The organism is candidate division WOR-1 bacterium RIFOXYB2_FULL_36_35 (assembly GCA_001771505.1).
Classification (GTDB): Bacteria; Margulisbacteria; WOR-1; order XYC2-FULL-46-14; family XYC2-FULL-37-10; genus XYB2-FULL-36-35.
In genome coordinates this window covers 24,155-47,062 of sequence record MEUA01000026.1, presented here as the reverse complement: position 1 = coordinate 47,062, position 22,908 = coordinate 24,155, and the positions used below count along the sequence as shown (strand labels likewise).

General features: G+C 36.4%; 25 protein-coding genes and 1 tRNA gene. 3 read left to right on the top strand and 23 right to left on the bottom strand.

Annotated features, from left to right (window positions below; translation table 11 throughout):
- Nucleotides 1–90: 90 nt before the first annotated feature.
- The 13 genes from A2290_09280 to A2290_09220 all read right to left on the bottom strand — a co-directional run bounded on the left by A2290_09280 (nucleotide 91) and on the right by A2290_09220 (nucleotide 12,350).
- Complete coding sequence (locus A2290_09280; GenBank protein ID OGC15082.1) at nucleotides 91–1,026, bottom strand: hypothetical protein; 936 nt, start codon at nucleotides 1,024–1,026, stop codon at nucleotides 91–93.
- A gap of 81 nt (nucleotides 1,027–1,107) precedes the next feature.
- Nucleotides 1,108–1,497 carry a hypothetical protein gene (locus tag A2290_09275; protein ID OGC15081.1) on the bottom strand — a complete coding sequence of 130 codons (390 nt, stop codon included), beginning with the start codon at nucleotides 1,495–1,497 and terminating at the stop codon, nucleotides 1,108–1,110.
- Nucleotides 1,494–2,516 (bottom strand): hypothetical protein, encoded by a 1,023-nt coding sequence (locus A2290_09270; GenBank protein OGC15080.1) that lies wholly within the window; start codon nucleotides 2,514–2,516, stop codon nucleotides 1,494–1,496. The genes A2290_09275 and A2290_09270 overlap by 4 nt, the downstream gene beginning before the upstream one ends.
- The gene (locus A2290_09265; protein OGC15079.1) at nucleotides 2,513–3,604 is read right to left on the bottom strand and encodes a hypothetical protein; all 1,092 of its coding nucleotides are present in this window, start codon (nucleotides 3,602–3,604) and stop codon (nucleotides 2,513–2,515) included. Before A2290_09265 ends, A2290_09270 begins: the two co-directional genes overlap by 4 nt.
- A gap of 9 nt (nucleotides 3,605–3,613) precedes the next feature.
- The gene (locus A2290_09260) at nucleotides 3,614–4,336 is read right to left on the bottom strand and encodes an LPS export ABC transporter ATP-binding protein (protein OGC15078.1); all 723 of its coding nucleotides are present in this window, start codon (nucleotides 4,334–4,336) and stop codon (nucleotides 3,614–3,616) included.
- A gap of 84 nt (nucleotides 4,337–4,420) precedes the next feature.
- A complete protein-coding gene (locus A2290_09255) occupies nucleotides 4,421–5,431 on the bottom strand; it encodes an anthranilate phosphoribosyltransferase (protein ID OGC15077.1) in 1,011 nt (336 codons plus the stop codon).
- 46 nt (nucleotides 5,432–5,477) lie between these two features.
- Nucleotides 5,478–7,625 carry a (p)ppGpp synthetase gene (locus A2290_09250; protein ID OGC15076.1) on the bottom strand — a complete coding sequence of 716 codons (2,148 nt, stop codon included), beginning with the start codon at nucleotides 7,623–7,625 and terminating at the stop codon, nucleotides 5,478–5,480.
- The gene (locus A2290_09245; protein OGC15075.1) at nucleotides 7,622–8,269 is read right to left on the bottom strand and encodes a hypothetical protein; all 648 of its coding nucleotides are present in this window, start codon (nucleotides 8,267–8,269) and stop codon (nucleotides 7,622–7,624) included. The genes A2290_09250 and A2290_09245 overlap by 4 nt, the downstream gene beginning before the upstream one ends.
- Before the next feature lie 114 nt (nucleotides 8,270–8,383).
- On the bottom strand, nucleotides 8,384–9,316 hold the full coding sequence (locus A2290_09240) for a sugar kinase (protein ID OGC15074.1): 933 nt from the start codon (nucleotides 9,314–9,316) through the stop codon (nucleotides 8,384–8,386).
- Between the two features lie 36 nt (nucleotides 9,317–9,352).
- Complete coding sequence (locus A2290_09235) at nucleotides 9,353–10,120, bottom strand: pyrroline-5-carboxylate reductase (protein ID OGC15073.1); 768 nt, start codon at nucleotides 10,118–10,120, stop codon at nucleotides 9,353–9,355.
- 25 nt (nucleotides 10,121–10,145) lie between these two features.
- Nucleotides 10,146–10,595 carry a hypothetical protein gene (locus A2290_09230; protein ID OGC15072.1) on the bottom strand — a complete coding sequence of 150 codons (450 nt, stop codon included), beginning with the start codon at nucleotides 10,593–10,595 and terminating at the stop codon, nucleotides 10,146–10,148.
- Nucleotides 10,596–11,294 carry a YggS family pyridoxal phosphate enzyme gene (locus A2290_09225; GenBank protein OGC15071.1) on the bottom strand — a complete coding sequence of 233 codons (699 nt, stop codon included), beginning with the start codon at nucleotides 11,292–11,294 and terminating at the stop codon, nucleotides 10,596–10,598. It abuts the gene before it with no gap.
- A 60-nt stretch (nucleotides 11,295–11,354) separates the two neighbouring features.
- Nucleotides 11,355–12,350, bottom strand: a complete 996-nt coding sequence (locus A2290_09220; GenBank protein ID OGC15070.1) for a hypothetical protein — start codon at nucleotides 12,348–12,350, stop codon at nucleotides 11,355–11,357.
- A gap of 487 nt (nucleotides 12,351–12,837) precedes the next feature.
- Here A2290_09220 and A2290_09215 point away from each other — a divergent pair, with 487 nt between their 5' ends.
- Together A2290_09215 and A2290_09210 are read left to right on the top strand one after the other, a co-directional pair.
- Complete coding sequence (locus A2290_09215; protein ID OGC15069.1) at nucleotides 12,838–13,464, top strand: hypothetical protein; 627 nt, start codon at nucleotides 12,838–12,840, stop codon at nucleotides 13,462–13,464.
- A gap of 149 nt (nucleotides 13,465–13,613) precedes the next feature.
- Nucleotides 13,614–13,688: transfer RNA gene (locus A2290_09210), tRNA-Met, on the top strand.
- Nucleotides 13,689–13,864: 176 nt separating this feature from the next.
- Here A2290_09210 and A2290_09205 read toward each other — a convergent pair.
- The 4 genes from A2290_09205 to A2290_09190 form a co-directional block, all read right to left on the bottom strand.
- Complete coding sequence (locus tag A2290_09205; protein ID OGC15068.1) at nucleotides 13,865–14,194, bottom strand: hypothetical protein; 330 nt, start codon at nucleotides 14,192–14,194, stop codon at nucleotides 13,865–13,867.
- 35 nt (nucleotides 14,195–14,229) lie between these two features.
- The gene (locus tag A2290_09200) at nucleotides 14,230–14,763 is read right to left on the bottom strand and encodes a hypothetical protein (protein OGC15067.1); all 534 of its coding nucleotides are present in this window, start codon (nucleotides 14,761–14,763) and stop codon (nucleotides 14,230–14,232) included.
- Nucleotides 14,760–15,266 carry a hypothetical protein gene (locus tag A2290_09195; GenBank protein ID OGC15066.1) on the bottom strand — a complete coding sequence of 169 codons (507 nt, stop codon included), beginning with the start codon at nucleotides 15,264–15,266 and terminating at the stop codon, nucleotides 14,760–14,762. Before A2290_09195 ends, A2290_09200 begins: the two co-directional genes overlap by 4 nt.
- Before the next feature lie 203 nt (nucleotides 15,267–15,469).
- Nucleotides 15,470–16,264 (bottom strand): hypothetical protein, encoded by a 795-nt coding sequence (locus tag A2290_09190; protein OGC15065.1) that lies wholly within the window; start codon nucleotides 16,262–16,264, stop codon nucleotides 15,470–15,472.
- Between the two features lie 264 nt (nucleotides 16,265–16,528).
- Here A2290_09190 and A2290_09185 point away from each other — a divergent pair, with 264 nt between their 5' ends.
- Complete coding sequence (locus A2290_09185; protein ID OGC15064.1) at nucleotides 16,529–16,888, top strand: hypothetical protein; 360 nt, start codon at nucleotides 16,529–16,531, stop codon at nucleotides 16,886–16,888.
- Nucleotides 16,889–17,150: 262 nt separating this feature from the next.
- Here A2290_09185 and A2290_09180 read toward each other — a convergent pair whose 3' ends face one another.
- From A2290_09180 to A2290_09155, 6 genes are all read right to left on the bottom strand, one after another.
- On the bottom strand, nucleotides 17,151–18,266 hold the full coding sequence (locus tag A2290_09180) for a hypothetical protein (GenBank protein OGC15063.1): 1,116 nt from the start codon (nucleotides 18,264–18,266) through the stop codon (nucleotides 17,151–17,153).
- Nucleotides 18,259–18,747, bottom strand: coding sequence for a hypothetical protein (locus A2290_09175; GenBank protein OGC15062.1), 489 nt, complete (start codon nucleotides 18,745–18,747; stop codon nucleotides 18,259–18,261). Before A2290_09175 ends, A2290_09180 begins: the two co-directional genes overlap by 8 nt.
- A gap of 4 nt (nucleotides 18,748–18,751) precedes the next feature.
- The gene (locus tag A2290_09170) at nucleotides 18,752–19,051 is read right to left on the bottom strand and encodes a hypothetical protein (GenBank protein OGC15061.1); all 300 of its coding nucleotides are present in this window, start codon (nucleotides 19,049–19,051) and stop codon (nucleotides 18,752–18,754) included.
- Between the two features lie 52 nt (nucleotides 19,052–19,103).
- Entirely contained in the window at nucleotides 19,104–19,286 is a 183-nt protein-coding gene (locus A2290_09165; GenBank protein OGC15060.1) for a hypothetical protein, read from the bottom strand.
- Nucleotides 19,287–19,330: 44 nt separating this feature from the next.
- Nucleotides 19,331–20,509 carry a hypothetical protein gene (locus tag A2290_09160; protein ID OGC15059.1) on the bottom strand — a complete coding sequence of 393 codons (1,179 nt, stop codon included), beginning with the start codon at nucleotides 20,507–20,509 and terminating at the stop codon, nucleotides 19,331–19,333.
- A gap of 445 nt (nucleotides 20,510–20,954) precedes the next feature.
- Entirely contained in the window at nucleotides 20,955–22,907 is a 1,953-nt protein-coding gene (locus tag A2290_09155) for a hypothetical protein (GenBank protein OGC15058.1), read from the bottom strand.
- Nucleotide 22,908: the final 1 nt, after the last annotated feature.

Below are 22,908 nucleotides of genomic sequence, written 5' to 3'. Positions count from 1 at the left end.
ATCAGAAATCAACCCCAATCATAAATCTCTAATATGGGACTGTTGCGAAATATATAATTTCTGTATTTTAAGGCTTTCGCAACAGTCCCATTATGCAACCGCCGGGATAATAAGCTCCTCTGTCTGTCTGTTTACCTCTTTAAAATCCAATAAAGGACCCATAAATAGTAAAGCAGTCGAATCATCAAGAAGATTTAATTTTCTAAGAAAATCCTGCCCCCCCCTAATTCTTGTAATTACATGATCACTGGCCCCTTTTTCTAAAGTATCAGCAATCTCTTGTTCTCTTAATACAATTCCATCGGTGTAAAGCAATGAAGCGCTTCTTTTAGGGTTTTTTGTATCAAGAAAAGGGATAAAAGAGAGAATAACCCTTATATTCTGGTTACTGAATGGATAACCTAGTAGAGAAATTAACGCTTTACTCTCAGGATCTTCGTCTCCTCTTAACTCAAATCTCTCCTGTTGTATCTCTTCCGGACTGTACCAAACAGCAGCATCTTCTCTATTTTCCCAATATAATACATGATCTAAACCGAGAGAAAGACGCTCTTCTTCTTTGCCTGTACGGTTTATCGCGATTATCGGGGAATCACCTATTCTCGCATATAATATTCCGCTTTGTGAAACTAATATTGCAGAAAACGTTGTTACTCCAGGGATGTTTTCATCAACCAACTTTCTTTGCACGCAAGAGATAAGCTCAAACATTAATTGATTATTAAATTGTTGCAATTGATTTAATGTCAGAGCGTACATAGTTTCTTTAAAAAATTCGATTGCTTTAAAAGATGTCAGTTCCGACTTTTCCACGCTCGATACTCCATCAAGGATCAATCCAGCGGCAAAATGGTTTCCCTTTATTTCTCTATGAATATATCCGGCAGCATCTTTGTTTATATCTCTTCTTCCAATATCAGAAAAAAGCAAAAATGTTCCCAGAGGACTTTCTCTTCTTATAATCGGAGATTTTCTTCTCTCCTGTCTCTGTATAACAACAAATTTATTTTTTATTGATAAAGTCATAAATAATCCCCCTTGTAATTTCTTTATTCAATATCGTTCAAGAAAACTGCAGAATTTCACACGTTATTTATATAATCGGGGTTAAGAAAGATATCTCTCTCCTAATACAACAGCAGCATAATCATCAATAGGTCTTGGAGGAACAAGTAGTGAAACAGGAATAATTCTCATAAACCAAGCAGGAGGATTGTCCTTATAATATCTTTTTTTAGCATCTAAGGTTGTAAATTTTTCAGGGATAAAAACAATATCAAACGGCAATTCCATTTGAGATAACTCTTGTTTGATTTTTTTAGATCCCGTCCCCTCCCCTATAACAACCCGAGAAACAGCATATTTTGCAGCAAAAGAGATAAGTTCATATTTTAACATCTCAACATTAACTATCTTTTTATCCAATATGTTTAATGCGTAATCAAGCACTGCCAATCCACATTTTTTAGTCCCCGGATCGACAGCCATTATTATCATTGTTCAACCTTAAACCTGATATTAAGAGGACCTATAGTATAAATATCATTTTTTGCCAAAATTTTTACTTTAACAGCCCTCTTTTCAGCTTTTATTTCTTTTACGGCATCAAAAATTTCAGAATATGAGAGGCTGCCGAAAGATCCAGAGACATCAGGTAAAACACCTTTTCGTGTCGCGGAAAATCTAGCAGTAGACAAAAGATCCTTAAGCTTCTCCTCTATCTCTTTCTGGGGTTCATCTCCAGAGAAAATAAGGTTAATAAGTTCTTCATCTTTTTTATAAATTAACTCGTTTGAAAAAACCTCGATTTTCACCAAAAGATCAGAACCTATTGTTACATTTTCCATCGATTTTATCCTTAAAACAACATCCCCTCGACTATTTGTCAAAAAAGAGACTGCTGCGTCAAAATCAGATTTATCCACATCAACATTAGGAATAAGGTATTGTTTAACATCTTTATCCAAACTTTTTAAAATACCCCTAATTAATACCTGAGCCTGATTAAGATCAACATCAGCTTTAATTAACTCAATCGAAATTATCTCTCCCGCACCGAAAATGACTGTTCCCATTTTTTGTTTATCTATTTCCATGCGAAGTTTATCTCGAAGTCTTTGAAGATGTAACTTCTCTTTCTCAAGCTCTTCTTTTTGTCTTTCCACGGAGTCAAGATTATTTCGGACTACAACTAAATCATTTTTCTGCTTATCAAGCTCTTTTTTTGTAACAGCCAATTCATCTTTGTTTTTTTTTATCAACAACCTAAGCTCTTCCAGCCCAAACAAAGTCGTACGAACATCCTTTGACAGAAAAATCAGCGTTGTAAAAGTTAAGCACATAATAAGAATGCCCGATAAAACAGTAAAAATTGTTGCAGTATGCCTGGGTCTCAAATTAAAAAGAGAAAGCCGTTTCTTTCCAAAAAACCGCCCTATGCGATTGCCTACAAAAGCAATGATACCAGACAAAACAACTAAAATAAATATGATTCGAAAAGCAAAACTATAGTTCATGCTTGAGCTGCCCTCGACAAGAAAAGATATCCCAAACCAAAAGTTGCAAAGTTGGGGATCCAGGCCGCCATCCATGGAGCTATCCACTCAAGCTCCCCCAAAGCAATAGAAAAAAACATTAAAACATAATAGACAAATATAACTATAATGGAAAAACCAAGTCCGACAGAAGAGGAAGCCCTTCTGGGAGATAATCCAAGGGGAGCTCCTAAAAGAGCAAAAACCAAGCTTGCAAAAGGTATAGCAATTTTCATATTAAGCTGTATTTTAAAATCGGTGACCTTAACCCCCATTTTTTCTTTAAGCTTTATAAAATCGCCAAGCTCCGCAATATTCATATCATCAGGAGATTTATCTCCTATTGAAAAATCCGCGGGAGTATATTTGATTGAAATATATTGTTCGTCAAATTTAATTAAATGTTTATACTCACCAATATCAGACAAAAGATAAACGACGCCATCTTTAAATAACCATTGATTTTTTTGTCCATCCCATTTCGCGGTGCCAGCATTTATAATTTGGGATAATTTCCCTGACGAAAACTCAGAAACAACAACCCCCTCCATTTCATCTCCAACCATTTTTTGAGCGTAAAAAATCCGCTTTAAAACACCGTGTTCCATTTCCGGGACAAAAACATTCTCCTGCATCTTCACATTTCGTTTCGTAGCTGTTTGAATCATCAGGTTTTTTACTTTTTTATTCGACTCAGGAACAACAATTTCATAAAAAGCCAATGTTACAAAAGAAATTAAAATCCCAAAAATCAAGACGGGAACCATAAGCCTGTACAAAGAAATACCAGAAGATCTAAAAGCAACTATTTCCGATTCTTTAGAAAGCCGGCCAAAAGCAAGAAGTGTCCCTAAAAGTGTAGCCATTGGGAAAATATAAACAACTACAGAAGGAAGGCGAAAAACAAAGACCTGCAAAGCAGTAAATAAAGACATCCCGTGCATAACAACAGCCCTGACCAATTCAAAAAGAACCATAGAAGCCGACAAAATCAAAGAAAAGGACAACAATCCAAATAAAAATGGATCCATTATTTCTTTTAAAATGTATTTATCAATTATCTTAAACATATAAATATATTAAAGAATAAACTGATCGCCTAAATAAAACTTTTTAGCCTCTTCTGACTGTGCAATAGAATTTGAATCTCCGGAAACTAAAACCTGTCCTTTATGCACAATATAAGCTCTATCAGTAATAGCTAAAGTTTCGCGAACATTATGATCAGTAATTAAAACACCAATTCCTTTATCTTTTAAATACCTGATTATATTTTGTATATCACCTACAGTTTTTGGGTCAATACCTGTAAACGGTTCATCTAACAATAAAAAGGCGGGGTTGGTCGCCAAAGCACGCGCAATTTCAACTCGTCGCTGTTCTCCTCCAGACAGGGTATAAGCTTTTTGTTTTCTTAAACGGGTTACTCCAAATTCATCAAGAAGAGATACGAGTTTTTCCTCATAATCAGATTTTTTTATATAAGGCATAAGCTGCCACAAAATAAAAATATTCTCTTCCACTGTAAGTTTTCTAAAGATTGAAGACTCTTGAGGAAGATACCCTATCCCCATTTGTGAACGCCTGTGCATGGGAAGTTTTGAAATGTTTTTATCTCCAAGATAAACTGTCCCTAAATCCGGTTTTACAAGCCCGACGCACATATAAAAGGTTGTAGTCTTTCCCGCCCCGTTAGCCCCTAAAAGCCCTACAATTTCCCCTTGATTTACTTCAATAGAGATCTCGTTCACAACACGAACCCCGTTATAAATTTTAACCAGTTTATTGGTCTTTATAAACATAACCCCTCCTGCTAACTAAATTTTAACCCCGATTATTCACCCCGATTAGGAAATCGGGGTTTACTCGTGTATGAATAATCGGAGTTAAGTGGTAAATGCTATTAATTCACATAGTTTTTTATATGCCAAACCAGAATCTATCGATTCCTTAGCCAAGTTAATTCCTTCATGCATATCTTTTGCAATGCCACCAACAAAAATAGCGGCAGCTGAATTTAACAAGATAACATCTCGTTTTGGTCCTATCTCTTTCCCTTTCAAAATATTGAGAGCAATTTTCTTGTTATTTAAAACAGTGTCACTAAAAAGATCTTTCAATAAAGCCTTCTTAATCCCAAAATCTTTGGGTTTTATCTCATAATTATTAATTTTTCCTTTTCGTAATTGGGAAATTCTGGTTTTATCCGTAATTGAAATTTCATCCAACCCATCATTTCCATGAACAACCAAAGCATGTTGCACCCCAAGATTTCTTAAAACTTTCGCCATAACTTCGCACAACCGCGAATCAAAAACCCCCAGAATTTGAGCGGAAGCATTTGCAGGATTAGTAAGAGGCCCTAAAATATTAAAAACAGTCCTGATCCCTATCTCTTTTCTTGAGGGCATGGCAAATCTCATCGCTTTATGAAAAACAGGAGCAAATATAAAACCAATCCCGATTTTATCAATACACTCTTTAACTTTTTGTGGCTCAATGTTTATGTTTACTCCCAAGGCGCAAAGCAGATCTGCCGAACCGCATTTGCTTGAAACCGAACGGTTGCCGTGTTTAGCAACAGTAACACCAGCCCCTGCGGCAACAAAAGCTGACACCGTTGAAATATTAAATGTACCCAAAGCATCTCCACCCGTACCACAAGTATCAACAAGATTAGTTTTATGAGGATGAATTTGAATCGCATGTTCTCTCATTTTTTTCGCAAAACCCGTAATTTCATCAATGGTCTCGCCTTTCATTCGAAGCGCGGTAATAAAAGAAGCAATTTGCGAAGGAGTTGCCTCCCCTTTCATTATAAAATCCATAGCAAAAGAGGACTCGTTAACAGACAAATTTATATTTTCAACAACCTTCTTAATTAAAGCTACAAACATTATTTAGTATTCTATCACAGAAATAAAAGTTTTTTTGCATGGGGATTTATTCAATATCGCATCGCCTAGTTTCATAAACATCAGAAACTTTCTTTACGGCTTGTATAACCTTATTTAATTGTTCAACATTTTTCACATCAATAACAAGACGTAAAAAAGCAATGCTTCCTCTTTTTGTCTTAGTTGAAGCAGATTCAACATTTGTTTTTGTCTCCACAATCTGGGCTAAAATATCTTTCAAAACACCCAATCTATCAAAAGCTTCTATCTCTATTTCTACAGGATAGTGTAGTTCGGAAGCTAGGTCCCATTCAACATCAACAAGTTTATGAACATCCGGCTTATTTCGCAAAAGGCTGTTACAATCTTTACGATGGACAGCGACTCCTTTCCCCTGGGTTACAAAGCCCACTATTTCATCGCCAGGCAAAGGCCTGCAACAACGGGATATTTTAACCATAATACCGGAAAGTCCTGCAACATTTACGCCATGAATTATTTTCCGCTTACGCGGTCTGCGACCAGATAAAGGAGAAACAGCTTCAATTTTACTCTGCGGGTTTAAAATATTAAAAATTTTCCTGGCGCAATCAAAGGCGGAAATATCGCCACAACCAACCGCTGCATACAAATCTTCTCTTGATTGAAGCTTAAATTGCTTAAGCAATAAGTCTATATTTTTTTGGGCAAGAGCCTCTTTGGGAATAAGGTGAAGTTTTTTCAACTCCTCATCTATGGCAGCTTCTCCACGCAAAAGGCTTTCATCTCTCTTGATTTTTTTAAAATAATTTCTGATTTTTGTTCTGGCGCCAGAGGTCTTTACAAAGTTCAACCAATCAAGAGACGGATTCCCAGTTTTTGAAGCTATAATTTCTACTATATCTCCACTCTTCAGCTTATAATCCAAAGGTATAATTTTGCCGTTAACTCTAGCCCCTGCGCATTTATGTCCGATTTCCGTGTGAACATGATAAGCAAAATCAACAGGAGTTGCGCCTTGCGGTAATTGGATCACTTTTCCTCTTGGAGTAAAAACAAAAACCTCATCCGTAAAAAGATCAATTTTCAAAGTATTCATAAAATCTTTCGCGCTATTAAATTCCGCCTGATGTTCCAGCATTTGCCTGAACCAGGCCATTTTTTTATCAAAAGATTTATCGGTCGATGTCTCTTTGTACACCCAATGAGCGGCAACTCCATACTCAGCAGTCCTATGCATCGTAAGTGTTCTAATTTGAACCTCCACAGGTTTTCCTTCATCCCCAACAACAGTAGTATGTAAAGATTGGTACCCATTACTTTTGGGGACTGCTATGTAATCACGAAATCTTCCGGGAATAGGTTTCCAGTTGGCATGAATAATGCCTAAAACTTCATAACAATCTTTAAGTGAAGGGACTATAACCCTGACGGCGGTTAAATCATAAATCTGCTCAAATTCTAAGTTTTGGGTTACCATCTTACGACATATGGAATACAAATGTTTTGGCCGCCCTTTAACCTCTCCTTCAATATTCAGCTCTTTTAAAGCTGAACTAAGCTTTTCTATAAATCTCCCGATGTATTCCTCTCTTGCTATGCGGCTTTCAGAAATTTTTTCTTGAATACTTTTATACTCCTCTGGTTCCAAATATTTAAAAGATAAATCTTCAAGCTCCCATTTTAAACGCCACATGCCAAGCCTATGGGCAAGAGGAGCAAAAATATCTCTCGTTTCCAAGGAAATTTCATGAATTTTTTGTTCTGGCAACCATTTTAATGTTTGCATATTATGAAGACGATCAGCAAGTTTGATAATAACAACACGCAAATCTTCTCCCATAGCCATAAACATTTTGCGAAAATTTTCCGCTTGTTGCTCTTCTTTTGAATCATAAATTAATTGACCTAACTTTGTAACTCCTTCAACCAACTTAGCAACAATAGGCGAAAACTTTTTTGAGATATCTTCAATTGTGGTATCACTGTCTTCAACAGTATCATGCAATAGTGAGGCACAAATTGTGGGAGCATCCTGTTCCAATTCAGCCAAAATGTTCGCAACCGCAACAGGATGTATTATATAAGGATCGCCGGAAAGTCTTTTATGATCACGATGTTTCTCTAAGGCAAATTCATACGCCTTTTCAATATCTTTCAAGTCATTTTCAGAACAATAAGCTCTTACTTTTCTTTTAAGGTCATCAAAATTCATCTCTTCCTACGATAACTTCTATCCATAACTCCAATTGAAGGAGGGATAGCCGACCGGTAAGTTTTTTGTTTAGATTTATCATCTCTTTGCCCATAACTGCTATCTGTTTTTTTAGAAAAATTAATCATCTTGCAAGATCTCTCCGCAAGTAAAAGATACGTGTAGGCTTCATTAAAACTTTTACCGATAGAAAAACTCCCATATCCCCTGACAATAGAACAAGGATAACAACTTTTAAGCAATGGGACAAGAAACCTATTAATCTCCTCGATAGAATGAGGATCTCGAACCCTAACAACGGGAATCCCCTTTAAAAATTGCTTGGCATAATAATCTAAAGGAATTATTTTTTCTTCATGAACAGCAATCGCCATAGCATATATAGGGGTTGCATGAATAATAACTTTTATATCACAAGCTGAATAAATAGAAAGATGTGTAGGCAAGTCTATTGAAGCGTTAGGATTTTTCCCTTCACCAAAAGAGACTTCTGCTAAATCATCGAAATTAAGATTAGATAAAATTGCCCCCTGTTTGGTTATGATAATTTTATCCCCATCCCTACAGCTTAAAGTTCCTCCACACGGGCCAATCAACCCCTGTTCAAACAGTTTTTTTCCCATCGACTGAAATTCTTCTAACATTGTTTACCTCCATTTTTATATCACAGGAATTACGCCTTTTATAGGCTTTTTCATCACTCCCAAACTATTTACCATCGCCATCCTAATAAAACAAGTAAAATTTATCAATTTCTGTTAATCTTCACTAATTGTCGCAAAAGAGAGAGCTTCAAATTCTGAGAATCTTCTAAACTCCGAAAATCTATCAAATATTTCACGGACAACCAATTTGCGCATCCGCTCCAAACTAAAATCTTCAATATTAAAAGATGCCATTGTAGAACCGATGACCATTGCCTTCTTAATACTACTTAGAGAAACATCCCCTGTCCTCGACAAATAGCCCATAAACCCTCCAGCAAAAGAATCTCCTGCACCTGTAGGATCACGAAAAACCTCTTGCGGATAAGACGGTGCGGAAAAATGGTCACTTTGCGTAAATAAAAGAGCGCCATGCTCTCCTTTTTTTACAATTACGCCTGAAACTCCAAGCGCAAGTAAACGTTTTGCCGCCAAAGGGATGTTTGGAGTTTCCATAAACATCCGAATTTCTCCCTCATTAATCAGAAGAAAATCGACCCTTTTAATGACTTCGTAAAGTTCTTCTCTTTTATTGCTTATCCAAAAATCCATAGTGTCGGCAGCAATAAAGCGGGGATTTTTTAATTGGTCTATAACTTTAAGCTGAATTGCAGGATCAAGATTTGCAAGAAAAACAAAATCACTTTCTTTATGTTTATCACTCAATTTAGGATCAAATTTCAGTAAAACATTAAGTTTTGTATCTTTTGTATGGGCTTGGTTCATATCATACTCATAAAACCCATTCCAACGGAAAGTCTCGCCGTCATCTACAACCAAACCGGACAAATCAATATTTCTAGACTTTAAAAAATCCAAATGATCTTTTGGAAAATCTTTACCAATGATGCCGCTGATTGAAACATCAGTAAAAAAACTCGCGGATACTCCCGCATAAACAGAAGATCCCCCTAATATATCTTCTTTCCTGCCAAAAGGAGTTTCAATTGTATCAAGAGCTATTGTCCCTGTTATTAAAAGAGTCATTGAACTACCCTCCAAAATTGTGGTGATAAACAAAATTTAACTTTTTTGACTAAGACTTTTTGATCTTTCGGCAGCCGCCTTCACAGCTTCCAAAAAAACTTCCTTAAATTTTCCGGACTCCAAAACATCAAGCCCTGCCCTTGTTGTTCCTCCCGGAGAAGTAACCATTTCCCTCAATTCTCTTGCGGACTTCTTTGTTTTAAGGAGTGTCTGGATAGATCCAAAAAAAGTTTGAACTGCCAACTCCTCAGAAACAGACTTAACAAAACCCAAAGACTCCCCCGCTTCTATCATAGCTTCAATAAAAAAATAAACAAAACCGGGACCCGATCCGGAAAGAGCCGTTACTGCATCCATTAAAGACTCTTTAATTTGAACAACTCTTCCAACTGTGCTAAAAACAAACTCCGCCAACTTAATATCTTTTTCTCTGGAATCACAAGAAGGAGAAATAGCAGTAATGCCTTCTTGAATAAGAGCAGGATTATTAGGCATAGCTCTTATTACAGATTTAACACCAACAAATCTTTTTAAATAATCTATTGTTATCCCCGCAGCTATTGATATAACAATATCTACTTCTGAAAAATCCAAATTTACAATGGCATCAGGAAAATTTTGAGGCTTAACGGCCAAAACAACAATTTTAGAACATTTTAGAGCTTCCTGATTATTTCGAACAAAATTAATTCCGTATTCCCTTTTTAAGTAGTCAAGCCTATCTTTTTTTATATCAGAAACAATTATTTTTTCAGGAGAAATTTTCTTAGACTTCAAAAGACCACAAATAACAGCCTCAGCCATCCGACCTCCACCAATAAATGCTATTTTACTGCCTACTGAAAAAAGTCTCTTTTTGCGAATCAAATGAGGTTATCTCCTCTCCTATAGAAGCCCTTTCTTCTGCATCGGTAATTTTTACGGAACTTGGGGTAAACAGAAAAATAGAATCCCCTATTTTCATCATATGACCATCGATAGCATAAGCTGCTCCACATATAAAATCAATTAATCTAGTCCCTTCGCTTGGATCTAGACTTCTAAGGTTAATAAGAACCGGTTTTCCTTTTCTCAGATTTCCAGAAATATTTAATGAGTCTTCATAAATTTTGGGCTCATAAACTATGATTTCTGAAATATTATCACCAACAGGCATCTCTCTTCTTGGTTTTATAACTTGACTTATGTCTAATTGACGATTATCTTCTGGAATATAACCATTATCATCCTCTTCTTCAATGCCAATGAATGCTTTTGCGCGCTTGAACAAACTTTCCATTTACATACCCCCTTGGTAGTTGCGCTCACCAAATATGGCGCTACCTATTCTTATTATATCAGAACCTTCTTCTATTGCCAGTTCAAAATCATAAGACATACCCATTGAAAGATGTTCGATATTTGTGTAGCCTTTTTGATGCAGCTGATATTTTAAACCTTTTAATTTTTTAAAGCAAGCTCGAATTTTTTCGCTATTTTCAGTAAATGCGCCTATTGTCATAAGCCCTGTAATCCTAACATGTGTAAGGTGAGAAATCTGTTCAACCAATTCAAAAATATTTTCCGGCTCAACTCCAAACTTACTTTTCTCATTTGATGTGTTAACCTCCACAAAAACGTAAACAGGCTTATCTGCTCTTTTATCTATTTCGTTTGCAATTTTAAAGCTGTCAACAGATTGTATGACATCAAACATTTCCAACACCTGTTTAACCTTATTAGTTTGAAGATGTCCTATAAAATGAATTTTCACATAAGGATATTTTGATCTTATTTTTTGAACTCTGGTTTTAGCTTCCTGTACTCTGTTCTCAGCAATCACAGATATTCCCGCATCTAAAGCTTCAAATACTTGATGAAGAGGAACCGTTTTCACGACAGCAAGGAGAGTTATTTCCGAAGCATCTCTGCCCGCTTTTCGGGCCGCTGCACTGATTTTATCTTTTAAACACGAAATTCTATCTAAAATTGAAGGCACAAACAAATTCTAAGATGAGGTTAATTTATTGTCAACAAAGAAATTATCCTTGTAGCGCGTTTAAAAAACTAGTGTGGCTTTTGGAGAACCTTCTTTAACTCCTTTAATTACAATCTCTTTTCTCTCTCCTTCATAATCAATAACAATATGACATTCTTCATTTGGAGAAACCTTGACACTTCCAATCTTATAAAAGTAATCCGAATCATCTGTCAATCTATGAAGCGCAATCTCGTAAGAGGGAGAACTATCGGCAGTCCCAAGAATAAAATCTCGAGCTACAAGCCTATAATCGCCAACTGTTGCAATATCAACACCCCTCCTTAAACCATTTAAGTATTCATTTTTATCTTCATAGACAGTCTCATCCGTGCAAAAGATACATCTATCAACTCCTTCATTAACTACAATTTTATAGTTTTCATGAAGGATAACTTGATCAACCGAAATATCCTTTTGCACAGTTCGAACGTCAAAAACAGGTATGCTATCTTCGTTTCTTCTCCTTGCGAAATGAATGTAATTATTATCTATAAATGATAAACGATAAAATTCTAAAGGCATCCTCAATCCAAATGCCCTAAAACGATTTATTGCTCCTATAACTACAGGCCTAATAGAAAAAGTTGTATCTCCCCTATTTTTTAAAAGCTCTAAAGTTACATCTAAAAAATCTTGAGTATTCGCAATTAATCCTCCATCAATATGGTATATTTTTTCCTCCAGCCCGGAAGAAGAGACAAAAGACAAAGCACATTTCATGGCTAAAAAGACTTCCGGCTCCTTGCTAGACGGATCGATGAAGTGTAAAGAAGGGAGATAAGTATTATTAAAAAATCCCTCAGCCCCGAAATCACCAACAAGAGGACTTCTTACCTCCACACCAAAGGGACTAAATAAATCTCCTTCAATATTCATTGAAGGAATTTTAGCCCAATTTTCCGTGGCAGGAACTCCATGAGAACCAGGCCTAACTACTTCTAATACATATCTACCAGTTGTAGATAAAATTTTTAAACCTACCAGTCCTACTTGTGAGATCCTTTGCGTATCCATAAAAATAAATCTCCTACATTATTATCGTCAGTTTTGACTGAAAATTTCTAGTTATTTAACATAAGCGCAGCAAAAAAAACAAATCAATATAGATATTTATCCCGACTATTCACTCCGATTAGGATAATCGGGGTTCATACCTGGGAAAATTTCCAACACTCTGCTGAAATTCTGTTCGTCTATAAAGGGACTGTTACATAATGGTCATTCCCGTGAAAACGGGAATCTATTTTTCAGAAAACAACCCCGATTATAATAATCGGGGTTAAGATGGATCCCCGCTTTTGCGGGGATGACAAATTGCAAAAACTGTCATTACGCAACAAGCCCATAAATAATCTGGGTTTACTCGTGGTAGGAATAATCGGGGTTCAGCTAAATGCTCCTTGACAATATCCGTATCAAAATGTTATATTGGCCCCGCCTAATAAACTTTTCTTCTTTTAAAAAGAGAGGGGAATAGATCGTTTGAGTGAGGAGATATATCATGAAATTTAGATTGGCTTTGTTATTAATTTCTGTATTTTTTATTGCTGGATGCAGTGATCTGTCAAAAATAACCGATTCTGAATATTATAAAGTTTCTGTATCATCAACACAAAGTAGTTACACAACAACCTACAGCGTATCAACAATAAATAATACATCTGCTACAGGATATGTCATAAACAAAACTTTGCCAAGCCCTGCGTTAACACTTCTCACATATCCTAAGGAGACACCAACTTCATCAACTCTACTGCCACTTATAACTTTCAATCAAATGGATGTAACCTACACAGTAGTTCAAGATTCGGCGGGAAATCTTATAGGGACATGGGCCCCTTCTACTGAAAGCACCGGAGTTAATATTGTCATTCCTGCAGGAACAAATTCATCAAGCATAACTATTACTGATAACAACATAGCCTCGTCAGTACTAGCATCAGAAGTTTTCAATAAAATAGGAAGTATAGCTGTATCTTCAACTGCAAGTGGAACATATGCTTTTGCGTTATCTCTTAACACCTCTCTCGCTATAAGGGCAAATACAACCCTTACCGGCACAGATGAACGAGGACAACCCGTGTCACTAACCTTTTCAACGACTCTTTATTTTGCGATAAGTTCATAAACAATATTCAATTTAACCCCGATTATGACAATCAAGGTTAATTTCTGGTTTTACCGTGAATAATCGGGGTTAAACTGTCTTTTGATTTTCCATGGCGAGACCCTTTGTTTTAATTTACAAAGAATGTTATAATGCTTTTATTCTTTCATCGCGGGGTGGAGCAGTCCGGTTAGCTCGCAAGGCTCATAACCTTGAGGTCGTAGGTTCAAATCCTACCCCCGCTAGTAAATTTTACGAAGTAAAATTTACTCCCTAATTCCTCTCCCTATTTTCAAGTCTTCTAACCTATAGTACTTCGTAAAATTTAAGGATAAGAATGAAGGTTAAGAATTAGGAAATACAGGTTTTAGGGGGTTGGTTCCGTGGAGGTTCAGTGAGAAGGGGAATGCTGCTTGCCGTATTATGCTTGTACCGTTTCTAGTTTTTTAATGCGAACATCCATATTATCCAGTCTTAAATCCTGCTCTTTATCTTTTGCAAATGCAAATATTCTATCTTCTCGAGCTTTTTCTAATTCATGCATAAGTTTGTCCTGTCCGGTAAGAAGCCTATCAAATCCAGCGTCAACTTTGTGTTCCAATTTATCGAACTTGGATTCAAGGGCATCGACTTTGGATTCAAGCCCTTTGAATTCTATCTTAGTAACAAACACTTCTTTCAACGCTTCTATATCTTTTTTTGTAGCAAAAACCTCTTTTAGTGTCTCTACATCTTTTTTTGTTATCGCCATAATAGATAAATTTTATCCTTTTTAATGTTTACATGTCAAGACAATTGTTTCGTACAAACGCGAGGCAGTAAAACAGGCGTCTTTTTGCTATATTTCACATAATCATCCCCAAATTTTTTAAGCAACTTAGGCTCTTCAAATTTACAAAGATAAAAAATTACGCTGACGATAAAAACAGGTAAAACTACGAGCAGTAAAGAGATCGATCCTAAATACAGACCAACCCCAAACATAATAAGCAACCATCCAAAGATCATCGGATTTCTTGTATATCGATAAGGGCCTACGATTATGAGCTTTTTAGCAGAAGGCAAAAACTCTTTTCCAAAAAGTTCTTGAGGGTTTCCTCGACCTATAAAAACAATCGCCAGCATTGACCAGACCATCCAAAACAAACCAAAGACGACCAATATAAAAGATAATATTAAGCAGTACGGACAAGCACTTCTTTGTGGAATTCGAAATAATCTATCAAGGCCAAATCCTATCTCGACAAAGAATGCTGGTAGAACTCCTAGGAAAAATATAAATGAGAGAAGGTAGCTTAGGGTTGTTTTAAGAATTTTCATGCGACAGCTACTCCATCAACCACTTCCGCAACATCTTCCCCGGTAGCTAATTCCAATAATTTAATCTGTGGTAAAGCCTTTCCGGCTATTGCTTCAAGTTCACCATACATACCGTAAGTGTTATCTATAACCTTATTGATTTGCTTTCTTTTTTTAGCCCACATTCTAGTAAAATACTGCTCCTCCTTATCCAAATCCTCTCTCATCCCTGTAAATGCTTCAACAATAGCTTCGACTCTCTGTTTAAATTCTGTGCCAGTTAAATAATTATAGATAATCTCCATCTTTTCATTTTTACCTACTGAGGCAAGTTTAACAGACATAACCTGCATGAGGTTTATTCTTAGTGCCATAGCGAGACCAACAACCGACTCAAAATTAGATACCCAGACATTATCTTTTTGTTTATGAGTTTTAATCCCATCAGGTAGAACGACTGAAACTATGACAGCTATTTCAGCACGAGCCTCTCTTTGATTTTCTTTAATCTTTTGATAATCCATCTCTAAGTTTTAAATAATCTTTTTCATACGGAATCTTATCTATTTCATAAGTTGTCCCTGTATCTAATAATTTAAATAATTTTCCAGACATTTTTAATCCTCCATTGCCTTTATCCTGCGCCATTTATTCGATTATTGGTTTTGACTTGCCATATTAATTTCAATGTTCTTTTTGAGCCGTTTAAAAAGCGACATCAGAAAGGTTAATCATTTTCAGCATACCAACCAGTATTCTCATGATTATTTATTGCTTTTTTAATTAATTGCAAAGATTTTCTGATCGCAGACATCGCAATAGGTAAGTCCCTTCGAGCTTTAACATACAATTTCCCCCACTTTTGAGCATAATTACCTTCTTCGGAGATAGTTTCAACTCCTCGAATATTTTTACCCCCAGTAAAAAGATGAATTTTGAGACCCTGCTTCTGAATTGAGACATTAAAGAACACCTTTTCTGGCGAATAATAAAAGACCGCATATTTTGCCACCTTCCTCCATATTTCTCCGCTAATTTTCATTGTTAGCCCATGTAATTCATTATAAAGAGTCTTTGATAGAGTGTAATTTTTAAATAAATCATTAAGATTATAATCACTTATCTGCGAGACCTTATCAGGTTCTTCAACTACTGTATTGGGATATTTTTTATACTCAGTCTTTAGTTCAATTATTTCGATTTCCTTTGGACATTCTTGCCAATCATGCTCCCAACACACAATGCTGTCGCATTTTGTCCCTAACCGCATCCTTTCTAAATGCTTGTGCTTAGGGAAATCTGAGGATTTAAATTCAAATTCAATATTAACTTCTTCCCATTGTCCATTGCCTACATATTTTTTCGCAATACAATCAGGGAATCCTTTTCTTATGGTTTCAATATTCATATTTAAATCGTTTGTTATTTTAGAAAAAAGAAAAATAACACCATTCTCCTCAACTGGAGCGTAGATTAATCCTCTAAAATTGATAACCTTCCCCACAACATTTCTTCTTTTCATGATTGCCTCCTCAAATTAGCCCTTTATACAAGTATAGCCCAAATGTCTAAAGGGATAAACTTTATTTACACCGCAACAAGCACCCCAACCATTTATAACTAAAGATTTTATTTTATAAAGCTTAAGCTATGTTTTTTTAATCGGCACAATATCGTTTTCCCTTGTGGAAAGGTTTAAAGAGACCATCAACCCCCTTGATTCCTTCTCAGGAGGGTTTTCATTGTCAAAGCGGGGCGGTGTGCCATGATATAATACATATAAAATATGCGTTATTTTTTATTAAATAATTGGCAATGGGCTTCTACCTTTCTAGTTTCTATCATAGGAGCTTTTATCTCTTATAAAGCATATAAAAGTGCTGATATGGCAAGTAAGGACACATTACAATTAACAATATCTCAATATAATGATTCCTTACAAAAACGAAAAGAAGATATAAAAAACAGAATAATTGACGTTGCAATTGCTGAATACCATAGAAAGGGACAGGCAAAGAGTTTCTTATTAGCAGAGTACAAAAAACTTAGGCCAAAGGGCTGGGTCGAGGAAGAATTTGAGGAAATATACAAAATTGTGGGGTTTCATACAAAAGAAAAAGAATTTAAAAATCCTTTATTTGGTTGATGTGGTTTTCCCCTTCTTTCGTTTTTACGTTCCCGCCCCAAAGAAAAGGGAGTAGTAGCTACTATAACTTCCCGTTCCGTCACGGTTCCGTGAGATGAGGAAAAATCATTAGACAAAGATTATTCCTGGTGTGTGCCAATAGCAGTTGCCTCTGCCAACTCTCCAGAATATCAAGATTACAAAAAAAAATATCCACATTCGAAGATGAAAAGCACAAATTCTATTTTTGTAAAACTGGCAAATGAAACCAAACCATATAAAATCAAACCAAAGCTTTTGCCCTCGCATGAGCTACTTTGCAGAAATATTCAATTACCGCGTCCATCTCACCAACCTCTAAATAAGCATGCGCAGGACACCACAAACAAAGATTAATTATAGAACATTTGCGGCATTTTTCTAAAAATTCTTTGCGATTAGACCGCATATCCCTAACCTTTTTTATAAACTCCCCCCATGCTTCTTCTAATCTCCCTTTTTTGAGGTCATAAATTGTATCGGGATGCCAAAGGGACGAACAAAGCCTGAAAAAACCGTCATAACTGACATTAAAACTTCCATTTCCCGCCCCACAATGAAAAAGATGGTCGCAGACATGCTTCTCAAATTCAGGATTAATAAATTTATCACAATTTTCTTTTAGAGAAGAAAAACGCTTATTATCAGCCTGCTCGACAGCAACAATTTCTTCAGGGGTAAGCCGTTCCGATTTTATCAATTGGTTTCGTTTTTCATCACGGTCAAAACGGAGATGAAGCTGCGGGTCAAAACGGAAATAATCTTTTGTCCTCTCCCTGCAAAATTGAGATATCATCTCAAGCTCATGGAGATTGGATTTAATTGCCATAGTTTTAAAACGTATCCTGACTCCAGTCTTTAATAGTATCTCCAAGCCTCGCATAAAAGCATCAAAAGAGCCAGGCTTGCGGCTTATTCTTTCATATGTTTCTTTTGTAACTCCATAGACCGTAACTTCAATATCACGAGGAGGATATTTTTTAAAAAAGTCGGCATGTTTTTGGGTAATAAGACCGGCGTTAGTAAAAACAGAGACCAAAAGCCCTTTTTTCTTAAGCATCATGTAGATATCAAAAAAATCAGGGCGAAGTAGCGGCTCTCCCCCGGTAATCAAACACCAAAGCGCTCCTAATTCTATTGCCTGATTCGCGATATCCGATATCTGCTCAAGGGAAAGTTCTTTTTTTTGAGCATCCTTGTCATTCGCGTATAGATTTATATAACAATGGGAACAATCATTATTGCAGCGGGCGGTAACTTCTAAAGTAAAAGATATAACCTGATTTTTTGAGTTTTTTTTCATTTTGTCCCACAAAACAAACTCAGATAAAGGGGCAGATGATGAAAATTTCTTATCCATTGTTATTATTTTTTCTAAAAACAGATAAAAAAAATCTAATTAAAAAAAGTAAAACATTTAAAACTTTAAACCGGCTTAAAAAAGCTATAAAAAACTTATCAATCCCAAATCCAATTCCTATCTTCCTTTTGCCTCTTTCTATCTTTGAAACAATCCCAAGCAAATTTTCAGCATGGATTGTACCATCAAAGTTCCAGGAATTATCTCCTTTTAATAAATAATTATTCCTTCTCTTTCTAACTATTCTATGAACAATTAGCTTAATAAATCCCGGTTTGATAAAAGGAACCACATCACCAATTTGAAGTTTTTGTTTTAAAGGGGATATTGTAAGAATATCTCCATCCCTAATGAAAGGAGTCATGCTAATGCCTTTTGCTTTGAAACGAAAAAGATTGCCTTTTTCATGCACCGCACGCATTAGTTCTATTAGCTGAAGGCTATAAAGAGAAATTTCTCTTGTTTTTTTTGTGTCAGGCACTTTTTTAGTGGCTCTCTACAAGCATTCCTCGTTTTACAAGTTCAGAAGCTAAACCAAGAACATCTTTTTCGATTTCTTCCCTTAATGCATCAAACTCTGCTATTAATTCATCTACTATAGCCTTAAGGCTCCTATTTCCATCAAGCCTTTTCCATATCTCTTTTCCTGTATCATTTAGCGTAAACAGCTCGTCCTCCATATCTCCAACGCCAGACATTAAAGGAACAATAATAAGTTCTCCTTCAATCTCTCTCGCAACTATTTTCTCCGACGGCATATAGATAGAATCCAAATTTAAAGCCATATAATCATATCCTTTCGTTTAATCAAAAAAGCATCTTAATACCAAACAAAAACTATGAAGCAGCATTTACATCGCAAGTAACCCCACATCCAGATTCGTTCGAATGGCACTGAGTATCGCTATTATTTGGGCCAGCAGGAGCAACTCCTCCATTTTTACAAGTAATCAAAACCGCCTCCTCTGCTTTCCCTCGTATTAAAACTTGCAATATAGGTTTCATCCATTTCTTATTCATCACAACCTCCTAATATGTATTCCGCCTGAAATAATATCATTTTTCTAAATATTTTCAACAAATTTATTTATCCTCTCTCTCCACTCCACCAGGGTCCAAGCCTTTTCTCCTTTATTAAGCAAACCCAAATATTCCGCCTGCGCATGAGCAACATCACAGATATATTCCACAGGGGTATCTAATGTCCCATATTCCATCCAGGATTTAGATGGACACTGGTCACAAAGACCTTTTAAAAAACATTTCGCGCAACGTTTTAAATATTCAGAGTTTTTCGCCATAATCCCTTGAACCTTTGGAAAAAAATTATCAATCGCGTCTTTCAATGTCCCTTTTTTAAGGTCATAAACCGTGTCTGGATGCCTTAAAGAAAGGCAAAGCTGTAGTTTGCCATAAGCATCCACGCAGCCCCCACCATGACCCGCGCCACAGGAAAACAATTTATTTCCCGGAGGCCCCATAAATTTGGAGCAAAAATCTTTCATCTCTTTAATATATCGCTCTTTATTCCTGGTAAGCATTTTCAATCCTTCAGAAGGGGAAATTCTTGTTTTTTTAATTGCTATATTCTTTTTTTCTTCCCTCCTGTCTCTTAAATTAAAAAACATGGAATAAGAAGGGGGTCTATCCATCCATGGAATTGTCGCAGCCCAAGATTCAAATTCTTCCATATCCTGTTTATTTTGAGGAAGAAAAGCGGACTTAACAATAAAAGGAATTTTCTTATCAAATAAAAGATTGACTCCGCGCCAAAATTCTTCAAAAGAGCCCTTGGCTCTAGAAACTGCCTCATAAGATTCTTTGTGCATCCCATAGACTGTAACTTCAATTTTTTCAAGAGGAGGATAAAGCGCCAAAAAATCGGCCAATTCCGGGGTAATTAAACGGGCATTGGTAAAAAGCATGACTTTAATCCCAAGTTTTCGTGTAAAAAGATAAAGTTCTTTAAAATCTTCACGCAGCAAAGGTTCTCCGCCTGTGAAACGAATCCTGATTGCGCCCAAACCGGCGGCTTCCTGAATTATCTTTTTCCATTCGTCAGTAGACAACTCTTTTTGCTTTGCAATTTGATCATTTTCAGGAAGGTTAATGCAACAATGGATACAATTATTATTGCAGCGTTCGGTAAGCTCAATGTCCAGTTTTAATAGAATTGGTTTTGTATTTTTGAATAAATCGGAATTATTGATAAGCTGTGTGGAAACGTAAGATGTTCGGTTCATCTAAAACAAGTCCTTAACCATAAGCGCAGTCCGCCTTGCAGACAGGCACAAGACAAAAAACATATTGTCAAAACATTCAACATATGTTTTTCCCCTTTTTTCTTCATACATACCCTCCATTTCCGCGCTTGCAAAAGCAAAACCTCGACAGCTTTACTACCGTGGTTTTCTGCATAGACGAATAGAATTATGCCGCTCTATTTTTATTAACTTCCTGACCTCTCACTGCAGGCTGAATCCCCTACGACGAGGAGCCAACCGTACAGTCGTCACATCCAAGTGTGCCGCAGTTGTTATAAGACGCCCCACTCTGCCCTGACGCGGTTGCACTCTTGCACGTTGTCAAAACACTCTCCTCAGGTTTACCTCTTACTAAAATATTCAACATTGGTTTTTCCCATTTCTTTTTCATAAATGCCTCCTATAAAATAATAAAGAAATAATACTATATATTTTTAATTTGTTCTACAATTTTACCGCTTTTATCAAACAACATTCTATAACATGGAATTTTTTTAGCAATTTGCTCTAACAAGGTTAATTCCTTCTCCCACCAATCGGCAGTTTCAAAAGGTTTAATTAGGCAAGTTACAAATTTTTTAAAAATTGCATTTTTATCCGTTAAAAGTGTAATTTCATTTTTTTTGCTCTGCTCTAAAAGAAAAATAGCATTAAGAGGGGCGGAACTTGCTGAAATATCCGGCACATCCCCGTGGCTCCATGTCCCATAAATTTTGAAACCATCAGAATGCTTGCGAATGATTATCCGGTCATCGCAAAGGATTTGTCCTCCATATTTCTTCATCATTAAGCTGGTAGTAGATTTGCCGGCTTCGGAATGACCGACAAATAAAAGCCCTTTGCCGTCTAAAACAATTCCACAGGCATGCATAAAGCATCCCTCTCGATCAGCCAAAAGCCTGGCAATTAAAATCTGATCCGTAGGGAAAAGAGTAAGAGAGGAAATCTCTCCTTTGCAAAAAGCCCTATCATCTTTATGATAAATTCTGGCACGGGAGTGGTCTTTGTTGAAAACCGCAACTTTATGTAAATTTTTTTCACCTGTAGCAGGAGAAATGCCCAAATAAATCCAGGAATCTCCTTTTTTATAAATAGACCAGGGGGCTTTAAAATAAAATCTCTTTCCCAGCGCTTCTTTTTTAATTTCCGGCAAAGCAAAATGATGCTCAAGATAAATCGTATCCTCTCCCGGCTCGGATACTTTAAACGGATCAAGTTTTTTATGAAAAGTATCCCCTTTTATCTCCAGATCAGAATCAATTTGAATGGTAATTCCGCCAATCTGATAAAATGTCCGGTGCTGCTTCTTCCAATTCTCTTTATATTTTTTGTTTTCCTTTGCAACCGCACAAAGATATTCTACTTTTCTTGAAAAATCCCCGTGTTCCAGATAACCATAAACCGGACACCACCTGCAGCTTTTACGATCCTCGCACGATCCGCAACCATTAAAATACTCCTGCGTTCCCTCAACCTTAGACGCCAAAGAAGGGATAAAAGTTTCCCATCCCTCCTCCACGCTACCACTCCTTAAATCATACCTCAAATCCGGATCTTTAATAAAAGAGCAAAAAGCCATTTTTCCATACGGATCAACATGAAAATTCATCCGATTAGCAATACACGAGGCAAAAAGGCCCTTGTCCCCTATCTCATGCCGGCCGCAATACGATTCTTTTTCCATATGTTCTTCATAAGATAAATTCGGTTTATCAAGTTCTATTATTTCTTTAGGTGAAAGCCGCTGTCTTTGAATTTCTTTGTTAATTTTGGAATCCCCACATGATGATAAATACAACCATGGAGCCCCTATCCTGTAATGTTTGCTTAGAGTCTTTGCCAACTCAACCATTTTATCAAACTGATGATAATTATCTTTCATGGGAATAAGCTGTACGATAAACCCCACTCCCGCTTCTTTTAAATAAGCAAAGCCGCGCATTGCGGCCTCAAAAGAACCCGCGTTTCTGGTCACATGATCATGAACTTTGGCATCTGCCCCGTAAAGAGCTATCATTTTTATCCCTTTTTTCCTCATCAGTTTTGCAATCGCAGGAGTAATAAAAGTTCCGTTGGTATTTAATGAATAAGAAATTGAATGGCTCGTAATATAGTCAAAAATTTCAGAAAAATCAGGCCGAAGCATCGGCTCACCACCCGAAATAGACCAGCGCCTGGTTCCTAGATTTTTTGCTTGAGCAACAATATTTTTTATCTCAGCAAAAGAAAGCTCTTGTTTTTTCTCTTCTGCTCCGGGAGGAATGCATAGCCAACAGTGCCTGCAATTGTTATTGCATCGGTAGGTCAAATCGATAGACGCTTCAAGCGGTAAACGGGGTATTTTATTTTTTGTTTTTAAAAAATATTCTTTTGACATT

Bases quoted from the DNA above. Each gene is read 5' to 3' on its own strand.
- A2290_09280 (OGC15082.1), bottom strand. From the start codon at position 1,026: ATGACTTTATCAATAAAAAATAAATTTGTTGTTATACAGAGACAGGAG.
- A2290_09275 (OGC15081.1), bottom strand. From the start codon at position 1,497: ATGATAATAATGGCTGTCGATCCGGGGACTAAAAAATGTGGATTGGCA.
- A2290_09270 (OGC15080.1), bottom strand. From the start codon at position 2,516: ATGAACTATAGTTTTGCTTTTCGAATCATATTTATTTTAGTTGTTTTG.
- A2290_09265 (OGC15079.1), bottom strand. From the start codon at position 3,604: ATGTTTAAGATAATTGATAAATACATTTTAAAAGAAATAATGGATCCA.
- A2290_09260 (OGC15078.1), bottom strand. From the start codon at position 4,336: ATGTTTATAAAGACCAATAAACTGGTTAAAATTTATAACGGGGTTCGT.
- A2290_09255 (OGC15077.1), bottom strand. From the start codon at position 5,431: ATGTTTGTAGCTTTAATTAAGAAGGTTGTTGAAAATATAAATTTGTCT.
- A2290_09250 (OGC15076.1), bottom strand. From the start codon at position 7,625: ATGAATTTTGATGACCTTAAAAGAAAAGTAAGAGCTTATTGTTCTGAA.
- A2290_09245 (OGC15075.1), bottom strand. From the start codon at position 8,269: ATGTTAGAAGAATTTCAGTCGATGGGAAAAAAACTGTTTGAACAGGGG.
- A2290_09240 (OGC15074.1), bottom strand. From the start codon at position 9,316: ATGACTCTTTTAATAACAGGGACAATAGCTCTTGATACAATTGAAACT.
- A2290_09235 (OGC15073.1), bottom strand. From the start codon at position 10,120: ATGGCTGAGGCTGTTATTTGTGGTCTTTTGAAGTCTAAGAAAATTTCT.
- A2290_09230 (OGC15072.1), bottom strand. From the start codon at position 10,595: ATGGAAAGTTTGTTCAAGCGCGCAAAAGCATTCATTGGCATTGAAGAA.
- A2290_09220 (OGC15070.1), bottom strand. From the start codon at position 12,350: ATGGATACGCAAAGGATCTCACAAGTAGGACTGGTAGGTTTAAAAATT.
- A2290_09215 (OGC15069.1), top strand. From the start codon at position 12,838: ATGAAATTTAGATTGGCTTTGTTATTAATTTCTGTATTTTTTATTGCT.
- A2290_09205 (OGC15068.1), bottom strand. From the start codon at position 14,194: ATGGCGATAACAAAAAAAGATGTAGAGACACTAAAAGAGGTTTTTGCT.
- A2290_09200 (OGC15067.1), bottom strand. From the start codon at position 14,763: ATGAAAATTCTTAAAACAACCCTAAGCTACCTTCTCTCATTTATATTT.
- A2290_09195 (OGC15066.1), bottom strand. From the start codon at position 15,266: ATGGATTATCAAAAGATTAAAGAAAATCAAAGAGAGGCTCGTGCTGAA.
- A2290_09190 (OGC15065.1), bottom strand. From the start codon at position 16,264: ATGAAAAGAAGAAATGTTGTGGGGAAGGTTATCAATTTTAGAGGATTA.
- A2290_09185 (OGC15064.1), top strand. From the start codon at position 16,529: ATGCGTTATTTTTTATTAAATAATTGGCAATGGGCTTCTACCTTTCTA.
- A2290_09180 (OGC15063.1), bottom strand. From the start codon at position 18,266: ATGGATAAGAAATTTTCATCATCTGCCCCTTTATCTGAGTTTGTTTTG.
- A2290_09170 (OGC15061.1), bottom strand. From the start codon at position 19,051: ATGGCTTTAAATTTGGATTCTATCTATATGCCGTCGGAGAAAATAGTT.
- A2290_09165 (OGC15060.1), bottom strand. From the start codon at position 19,286: ATGAATAAGAAATGGATGAAACCTATATTGCAAGTTTTAATACGAGGG.
- A2290_09160 (OGC15059.1), bottom strand. From the start codon at position 20,509: ATGAACCGAACATCTTACGTTTCCACACAGCTTATCAATAATTCCGAT.
- A2290_09155 (OGC15058.1), bottom strand. From the start codon at position 22,907: ATGTCAAAAGAATATTTTTTAAAAACAAAAAATAAAATACCCCGTTTA.